Source organism: Bartonella sp. AA86SXKL (assembly GCF_042196885.1).
Window position 1 is genome coordinate 1 of sequence record NZ_JBHIRE010000034.1, and the last position, 8,497, is coordinate 8,497.

Here is an 8,497-nt window from a genome sequence, read left to right on the forward strand (position 1 = left end):
TTCAATATCGCGCATGTTCAGAACATGACCTTGAAGCCCAGGAAAAGCACTCCATACAACATTATTATAACGAGACGCCGGTGAACCATTATAGTAAATATCTGAAAGCTTGCCCTCAACGACAACAAATTTGAGCGTCTTGCTGTTTTTGATATCTTGATCGGGAATATAAAAACGCGCCGTCACATAGCCTTGATCCAAATAAACTTTGGTTAACTTCTTGATTAAGAGCTGAATATCAAAAAGACCGATACATCTTCCAACATAAGGCTCTGTTACGGCTGATATAGAGCGCTTTTTGACATGATGCACTCCCTCAACAATAATAGCATGAATGGGAAAACATTGTTTCCCACCCAAAAGCATTTCTGGATTTTGCTCTGAAGGCGTCTTGATCCTTTTAGGCGTTAAAGACCGTAAATTCTCAATTCTTTCTAATTGCTGCTTCTCAGATTGTTGGCGAGAAAAATTATCTGTTGGGGAATGAAAAATAGCTGAGGAACGCGCATAAACATTTACACCTGTAAACAAGCCAAAGAAAACAACAATGGCACGAAAAATTCTCAAAAGAGAACTTTGGCGTAAAAATATCAATAACAATACAGATTGCCCCCGCTTTGCATTATTCATGAAGCACTCTTTAAAAGAACTTCATGGAACCGCTAATAAATCCACTCAAAACAGCCACTGCCCTATAACGCTTTTAACAAAAGCACATGCCTCTGTGACCAAAGAAAAGTGACACCCAAAAACTGCTTTATTTTAACTGCTGAAGATCTCTCCCCCACATTTATATGAAAAAACCTCTAAACAAAACTGTTTAGCCCGTCAATGGTTAATACATCAATATCCCCAGTTTAATGCTACAATATATTTATCAATAATTAGAGATAAATTCACTCTCCAGCTCCTCTAAGCCACTCAACACCCATATAAACGAGACATCATCCTATCAAGCACATCCTGTCGTCAAAAACCATCATAGAAAACAATAAGAAATCTCTTTGAGAGCCTTTCAAGACAATTACGCAAAACTCTTTTTCCTGCCTTTGCTCGCCAAATTTGGCGAGCAAACAAAGTCTTGATTTTCTAATAATTTATATTTAATGGCATTTTCATCAAAGAACTTTTCTCCAAAGACAATGATCTGAGTGATCTGAACAGAAGAGTTTTGTCCAGTGCTGTCAGTGTTGTCAGTTCTTTTTAGAGCCTATATTATTTTTTTAAATGAGAGAAAATTAAAAACATTATATTTCAATATGTTAGCATTTTAACGATACAACCTATATCGACAATACAACCTTAAATACAATCCATAATATATATTTGTCAGTTTGTGTCAGTAAATTAAACTGACAAAATAGACTATTTTAGTGACTCATAAAACCTATCAAAATACTCATTATGATATTTTAAAAGCACATAGTTCATTTGTCTTGATGAACACGTGAAACGAACAGCAAAATTCACTATTTTGCTGATTTTACCTCATGTCATAGGCTGTGGATAAGTAGCCTTTAAAAACCCTTTTGAAAAAAATTTATCCGTTTTTTCGCATTTTTCTGCATTTTTTTCACCATTTACTCAAAATGGATTTAATAAGCTTCGTTTTGATTCTTTTGATAAGAATTAACCCTCTCATATGAAAACGGAGCTCTGTTGTAACAGGGCGTGAACTCAGTCATTTGCACGTGAGTTATGAAACTGTAGAATCTTATTCCGTGCCTTTAAAAGGGTAATCCAAAATTAACTGACATCTCTAATTCTGAGAAATTCTATTATGTGACTGAAATGAAATTCGCAAAAATTAAGAATAGTAAGGAAAAGAATAAATCAACTGTTATCTACAACAGCAATATCATCATGACAGATATCCCTCTTGAAGCTTATGAGTATATCGTAAATGGCAAGCCTGCTCTTGAATGGGTTATGGGGTGTCAATGTGTAAAAATAAATAAAAAGAGTGGTATTGTTAATGATGCCAATCGTTATGCTGTTGAGATCGTTGGAAATCCTGCCTACCCTTTAGAATTGTTTCAAAGGGTTATTACTGTAAGTTTAGAAACAATGAAAATCGTGAAAAAACTACCAAAATTAGAAATAAGAGAAACTGAATAGACTTGGCATGCTAAACTCACAAAGGGATATAAGGTCTTATACCTATAGGTTCTATCCCCCCTTTATAAATAGCTTACATACAATCTTTAAAAGGAGTGTTTATATGCATTATTCTAAAAAGAAGAAACTTGCACTTTTAGATACTCTTATTTGGATTGCTTTAAGACTTTTAAGAAACCCACTCTTAAATAGAATTAGATTTTTTTACATTGCCTTTAAGAGGTTATACCGTAATCTAAAATGATAGCTTTATTGTTATCAAAAGCTTTGTTTAAAGAGGGTTATGTATATTCATTTTCTTATATTACTTATAGGTTTTGAATGTTTCTCAAACCCTCAAAATACCTTCAAAAATATACCATGGGTTGTATTTATAGGTTGCATCTTAATATAGACTGTATCTCTAAAATGCTAATATATTGAAATATAATAACTTTTATTTTTTTATTGAAAAAAATATATAAAGGGGAGTAAAAGGAACCCTCAAAATACTCAAAATCTTCAAAACTAACAACCATAAGGATCTTGATAGCATTTCTTATGAGTTACAAACTATCTTTTGAAAGGCTTTAAAGGATTATATGCTTTTCATAAAGCACATTTTAATCACTCACTAAAATAATCTATTTTGTCAGTTCAATTTACTGACATATAACTGACAAATATATATTATGAATTGAATTTATGGGTTGTCTTTTAATAAAGGTTGCATCATTAAAATTATAACCTATTGAAATATATTCATTTTAATTTTCTCTCATTAAAAAAATAATATAGGCTCTAAAAAGAACTGACAACACTGACACGGTCTATTAAAAGGGATTTTTCTAATCTTTATAATGATCAATCTCTTTTTAGATGTTTTCATAACAAGCAATAAATCGCAATTATTCTATTTATCAACTAGTTGTATAACATCATCTAAGGTATAAGTTTTCATGAATCTTCCCCTGCATACTCTTTAATTCTTTTACAGAGAAATTCATAAAAATTACTTGCGTAATATTCAGAATCTTCAGATGTATACTTGAGATAGAGTGGGCATTCACCATCCCGAAACTGCTTATAATCAAAATAAAAGGTTTCACCAAAATCAGTTGTGCAGATAACAAGTTGTTTGGGGTCCGTAAAGCCATCTCTTCTATCGAGCAAATTTCGGTAAACAATATCACCAGCAGGAATACCTGCACAGATTTCATAAATACTGAATATTTCTTCACCTCCAATTTCTCCTCCTCCATAATTTTTTAAAAAATTCTTATAGGAAGAGGTAAATTGTAAACCAAGAGTGTTCTCAGCTGTTTTAATCCGTACATCATCAGGGGCATTATCTTGAGTACCAAAATTAATAACATGACTATGCATATCAACATATTGTGCAACATCTGATAAAGTATAACTTTTCATAAATTTTTCTCCATAAGTCACAGCGTGTTTTTACTCATAATGAGTGCTCCTAATGATCAATCTTTTTCTACTATAGCCAATGGAATTGAGATGAGATTGATAAAATCATAAGAGATATGTTCTTGACGGAGCTCTTTTCTCATCTGTCTCTGTACAATCATCTCGCATTTACAATATATGATGGAATTAAAGGAGGTGATCATTAAAGTTTAGAGAGCGCCTTTTAGGGATATTATTTCAATATTTGCAATAATTACTCTTTCTTTTTTCCTACTTAGGAATTTTTTTTGAAATCCAACAAATAACTTTTCTGATAAAATTTGTCTTTGGATTCATAGGAGCAACCAAACTCCTGCCTTGATAAAATGAGTAGAGAACCTCAACGAGAGGACTATCTTGTTCTTGTGTCACAGGATGTAACATAATAGGTCTAAAATCGACTCCAATAGGTGCTCTTCCTGATACCATTCTTTCCACATTTGTACCCGTTACTATCTGTCCTTCTTCTTTCCAAGAAGAAACTGTTTCGGGCTCAAACAGTTCATCTTCCTGATAAACTTTTTGACTTTTAAATTCCACCGGCTCAGCTGCCCCCATACTTTTTTTCTTTATCCATTTCATGATTCATAATCCCCTCAATTTTTTCAAAATAATCAATTTATTCTTTGTTCTAAATAGACTTAAATAAACTCTCCTTCCAAGAGCGAGGTTATTCCTCGCTAGAAAGCTCTGAGTGATCATCAAACTTTTCTGCCACCCGTTCAATCAAAGCGTAGCTCACTTGCTTCACCTTTGCTACTTCTTTGGCTAAAGCTAATGCACGTTCAAGGTGGGTTTTGTTGATGCTCTCGTCAAAGCCTAGGTGATCACCTGCCGTAAAGCTTTGCTGATAAGATTGTAAGGTCTCAACATCACCCAATAAAGCAAGAGCGCCAAGATGAAGTAAAGCATAATCCGTATCGTTTGCTTTAGACGTGGCGCCTTTTTCCCAAGGAGCAGTGCCATAATCAGAGCGAAGTCTTTTAGAAAGGTCAATGTCTGTTACCGCCCATTCTAAAGCATCATCAAGCGCCTGTGTTAAACGATCCGTAGTGACTTCTGGTTCAAAGATTTCTAATCCCTTGGCTTCAAAATTAAGCTGTATATCTGGAATATCTTCCGTGTAGGTAGGATCAATGAATTTACAAGCAGCGGAAAGAATGCCCGTGCTAATCATAAAGGCGCTATCAAATTGCGGGTAGTCTTTGGCAATTTCGTCGTTATAAAGAATGTCTACTTCACGATCAGCCAATTGATAGCTTGCCATATGGTCATTCTCATTGATTTTCTCGGTTGACCAGCCTAAGCTTTTTAAAAGTGCATGAGCACTTTCCATGGTGAGACGATCATCATTGTCATCCACTTCATCCACTTCCTCTGCCACTTCAACAGAAGTTGTTTTAGAAGCAACAGATGCTATTTGCGGATCCAAGCTCAAAATCGGTGCATTTTTCGGAAAACCTGCTCGATAACCCCGCGCAAGAGTGAGGAGATTATCAATTCTATATTTTGAGATTTCTTCCACAAAACCTAAAGGATTTCCCTTTCTAAAATTCTCCTTATAAGATTTGAGCTTTTCAACATCCCCAATCAAAACAAGCGCAATAAGGTGACGCGCTACAAGATCAAGTTCACTGTTTGTTGGCAAAGCCGCATAATCATAGATGATTTGATTCACATTTTGCCGATCAGCCCATTCAAGAATATCCGCACTGATCTGTTTCAGCTTGCCTTCATCCAATTCAGTACTAGAAACTGTATAAACTTCTTCTGCTTCTTTGAGGGCTATATATTGAGGCATATTATAGAAAATCTCTCTATGAGCAGTGGAAAAGCCAAGTGTTGAAAGGGAAGCCTTAAATGCAACAATTGGCTCTTCTTCATCACTTTGAAGACTGTACATTATATTGATGATACGGTCTTTACTGATAAAATAGGTATTACGATCATAGTTTTTATCACGATAAACTGTCCAACCCATTTCTTTTAATTGCTCAGCAACCTTATTGAAAGTAATCAAAGCTTTCGGACCAAGATGTGCTTCTGCTGCTTCTCGCTCATTAAGGATTTTCAGATGTTCTTCAGCAAATTCAACGGCATGGTTAACATATTTTTCTACTTCATCATCATCCAAATGTTCAGAAATCGTACCAGCTTCTAAAAAATTTTTATAAGATTTCAGGATATCAATTCGACCTGTCAACGCTAAACAAGCCAAATGCCAAACTATATCTGTATCGTAACTATATTTTTGAACAACTGTTTTGCTTTCGATCGATGCTTGTAAATCTTGAGCGCGTGCCCATTGTATTATCCGCTCAGAGATTTGCGTCAATTCTTGCTCATTCAACCTCTCTACACAAATATCAATCCCTTTACCAAAACCACTAAAAATCCCTCCCCCAATTGTATTAAAAGACTGATAAATATCCGTAGGTCGTATCCAATTATATTCTCCCCTATAGTGAATATAACGACAAGCTATAGAAATCTCTTCATTAGAGATCTCAGCTTCAAGACGGACATTGTAATTGTCATGGAGGCGTACAAAACCAAAATCAAACTGAATAAAACGATCTGGCAAAGAAAGAAACATTCTCCCAGGTTCCATAGCAATCCATCCTAGCGTTTTGAAGATGCGACTTGCTGCGGTAAGGCTTATCGAGCGCTGTTTGGGCTTTTTGCGCGTTAGAATATCGTCTAACTCTCCATTCTTATAGGCTTGTGCAAAAAGAAGCAAGCGTTCATTCCACGTCATTATTTTATAATCAGAAAATTCTGATACGTTTATTTTGGGCGTAGACTCATAACTCCTTAAAGCTTCTATCTCGCCGAGAAGAGCCTTTGCAACAAGAGAATGATTAGCAGCTTCTTCATGTAATTTTTTTTCAATATCTTGTGCTTGCGCCCAAGTAATGACTTTGTTTAAAGCAGATTCAATATGACTTTCTGAAAGATCCGGTACCGTAACCCCGAAATCACCTATTTCTGGATAGAGTATATATCCATACCGTGACTTTTGCCCCCTAGAATATTCACAAGCAAGACTATAAGAAGCAGTTGTGAGACTAGCTAATAACCAAAATTTTTCACCATCCGTTTCATGTTTCACACCATAGCTCAAATCCACAATGCGATCCGGAAGATAATAATAGGCAAATGTATCGCCTACTTCATCACGATAGAGCTCACAGCCCAGACTTTTTAATATTTCTGCTGCATCTTTAGTTTGCATAATGTTTCACTCTTCTCCAACCGCCGGATAACAGCTAACTGTATAAGGAATTATTCTATTCCACTCTTTGTTTATTTGATTTTCACTCCAATTGTCTCTAAACTCTTTCAGAAGCTCTGCATCTCCTTCAAATTTTTTCAAATCTTCTTGGTATTTATTAAGCTGTTCCTTATTTTCGCCCAGATAGCGTTTCATAATTTTCCCAAAAGGTTTTGCATCTCCTGTTTTATACGCTATTTCAAAATCTTTTTGACATTCTGTTAATTGAAAATTACCAGTTTTTATATCAATAACTTTTAATACACCTTTCTCCACATAAATAATATCAGGGCGATGTATTTTTTTTAACGAAAAGTTCATAGATTATTCTCCATAAGTCGCAGTTTATTCACGCTAATACTGTTCTACCACTGTAAATAATAGTTGATCTTTCGTCTCCCAGCCAAGCGTTTTTAAAATCTCTGTCACGTCTTTAGTTCGCATCGCTATTCACTTTCATTCAAAAAGTCCTGGATAATGAAAAACGTTAACGTCAGTTTTGTCTAACTTATTATTCAATTGTCCTTTAATCCATTCTTTGCTAGCCTCGTTTAATTCTTTATCACTTCCTTTAAAATCTTTGAACGATTCTTGATATTTCTCTAAGAACTCTTTGTTCTCTTTAAAAAATTTTATAAATTTTCCTTTTGTGGACTCAGCATTTCCTTCTTTATATGCCTCTTTTAAAATCTTTTGTTGTTCACTTAATTTAGAATTATTCCCCGTTTTTACCTCGCCAATTTTTATTTTACCATTCTCTATATAAACAATATCCGCACGAGATTTTACTACCCCCTTATCCGTCTTAGTTTTGAATACTATTTCTGTCTCGCATACTATACATCCTTCATCCTTTAATTCTTGTTTTTTCTCATCGCGTTTTTTATCATGATGCTTCCTGACTTGTTCAAGTATGTTACCCTTTCCATCATTATTGTTTTGTGGTTCTTTATTGTTTCCGTTTTTTTTCTTATTTTTACTTTCTTTCTGAGAATCTTTATTTTTTTCTTCTTGTGAGTTTTGATTTGTTTTTTCGCTATCTTCTGCAGAATTTTTCGATGCAAACCAATAGGTAAGGAAATCAGCTATAGCGGTTCTATTGTTAGGAGATTGAACAATAGTTGCTCCACCAGCCATAAAAAGAGACAGAGCTGCCAACTCTTGTGGCGTAAGCGACACAATGAACGCTACAGCAGCTGCTACCGCAGGAAGAAAATTATTTTCGGCAGCATTACCTGCGGCATCAGCGCCAGTATTGACATCACCACCAGCAAGGGCAGCAGCAAAGCCCCCCGCTATGCGCGCGATATCAATGGCATGATCATTAAAATCAGAAAACTGTGCTTCAATCTTTGCATTGATACGCGCTTGTTCTTCTGCCGTTGGAACACGACCATCCAATGCTGCTATTTCTTTTTGTATAAAATTTTTGGTCGACAGTTTAAACTGGAGCATAGCAGTGGCTTCGCCCACAGCACCCCCCACAGCACCGGCTGTGCAAGCACCGCTCGCAACCGCGCCTTTTAAACAGCCAAGACCGGCGTGGGCAACGATCTGTGTGACCGTATCTATTTTGCCTTCAGCCTTGGCGGTACCGATTTCTTCCGCCAACGATTTGCCAACCGTATCAGACAGGGCGATGCGCAGATTGTTAAAAAA

6 protein-coding genes and 1 pseudogene are annotated in these 8,497 nt (G+C 35.6%); 1 reads left to right on the forward strand and 6 read right to left on the reverse strand.

The genetic code is table 11. The annotated features are described in order from the left end of the window. Positions 1 to 630 (reverse strand): POTRA domain-containing protein (locus ACFIO5_RS08765; protein WP_375705250.1); only part of this gene is annotated, 630 nt, incomplete at its 3' end. Between the two features lie 1,028 nt (positions 631 to 1,658). On the opposite strand from ACFIO5_RS08765, the pseudogene ACFIO5_RS08770 reads away from it, so the two are divergent. Continuing rightward, positions 1,659 to 2,118: pseudogene (locus ACFIO5_RS08770) on the forward strand (type ISP restriction/modification enzyme); the annotation flags it as partial. A 936-nt stretch (positions 2,119 to 3,054) separates the two neighbouring features. Here ACFIO5_RS08770 and ACFIO5_RS08775 read toward each other — a convergent pair. The 5 genes from ACFIO5_RS08775 to ACFIO5_RS08795 form a co-directional block, all read right to left on the reverse strand. Further along, complete coding sequence (locus ACFIO5_RS08775; protein WP_375610943.1) at positions 3,055 to 3,525, reverse strand: SMI1/KNR4 family protein; 471 nt, start codon at positions 3,523 to 3,525, stop codon at positions 3,055 to 3,057. 270 nt (positions 3,526 to 3,795) lie between these two features. Continuing rightward, positions 3,796 to 4,146 carry an HNH/ENDO VII family nuclease gene (locus ACFIO5_RS08780; protein WP_375618707.1) on the reverse strand — a complete coding sequence of 117 codons (351 nt, stop codon included), beginning with the start codon at positions 4,144 to 4,146 and terminating at the stop codon, positions 3,796 to 3,798. An 88-nt stretch (positions 4,147 to 4,234) separates the two neighbouring features. Then, a complete protein-coding gene (locus ACFIO5_RS08785) occupies positions 4,235 to 6,799 on the reverse strand; it encodes a DUF6990 domain-containing protein (RefSeq protein WP_375705251.1) in 2,565 nt (854 codons plus the stop codon). A gap of 6 nt (positions 6,800 to 6,805) precedes the next feature. Further along, positions 6,806 to 7,159, reverse strand: coding sequence for a hypothetical protein (locus tag ACFIO5_RS08790; RefSeq protein ID WP_183194745.1), 354 nt, complete (start codon positions 7,157 to 7,159; stop codon positions 6,806 to 6,808). Between the two features lie 135 nt (positions 7,160 to 7,294). Further along, positions 7,295 to 8,497, reverse strand: a 1,203-nt coding sequence (locus tag ACFIO5_RS08795; protein WP_375705252.1) for a VENN motif pre-toxin domain-containing protein, incomplete at its 5' end; no start/stop codon positions are given.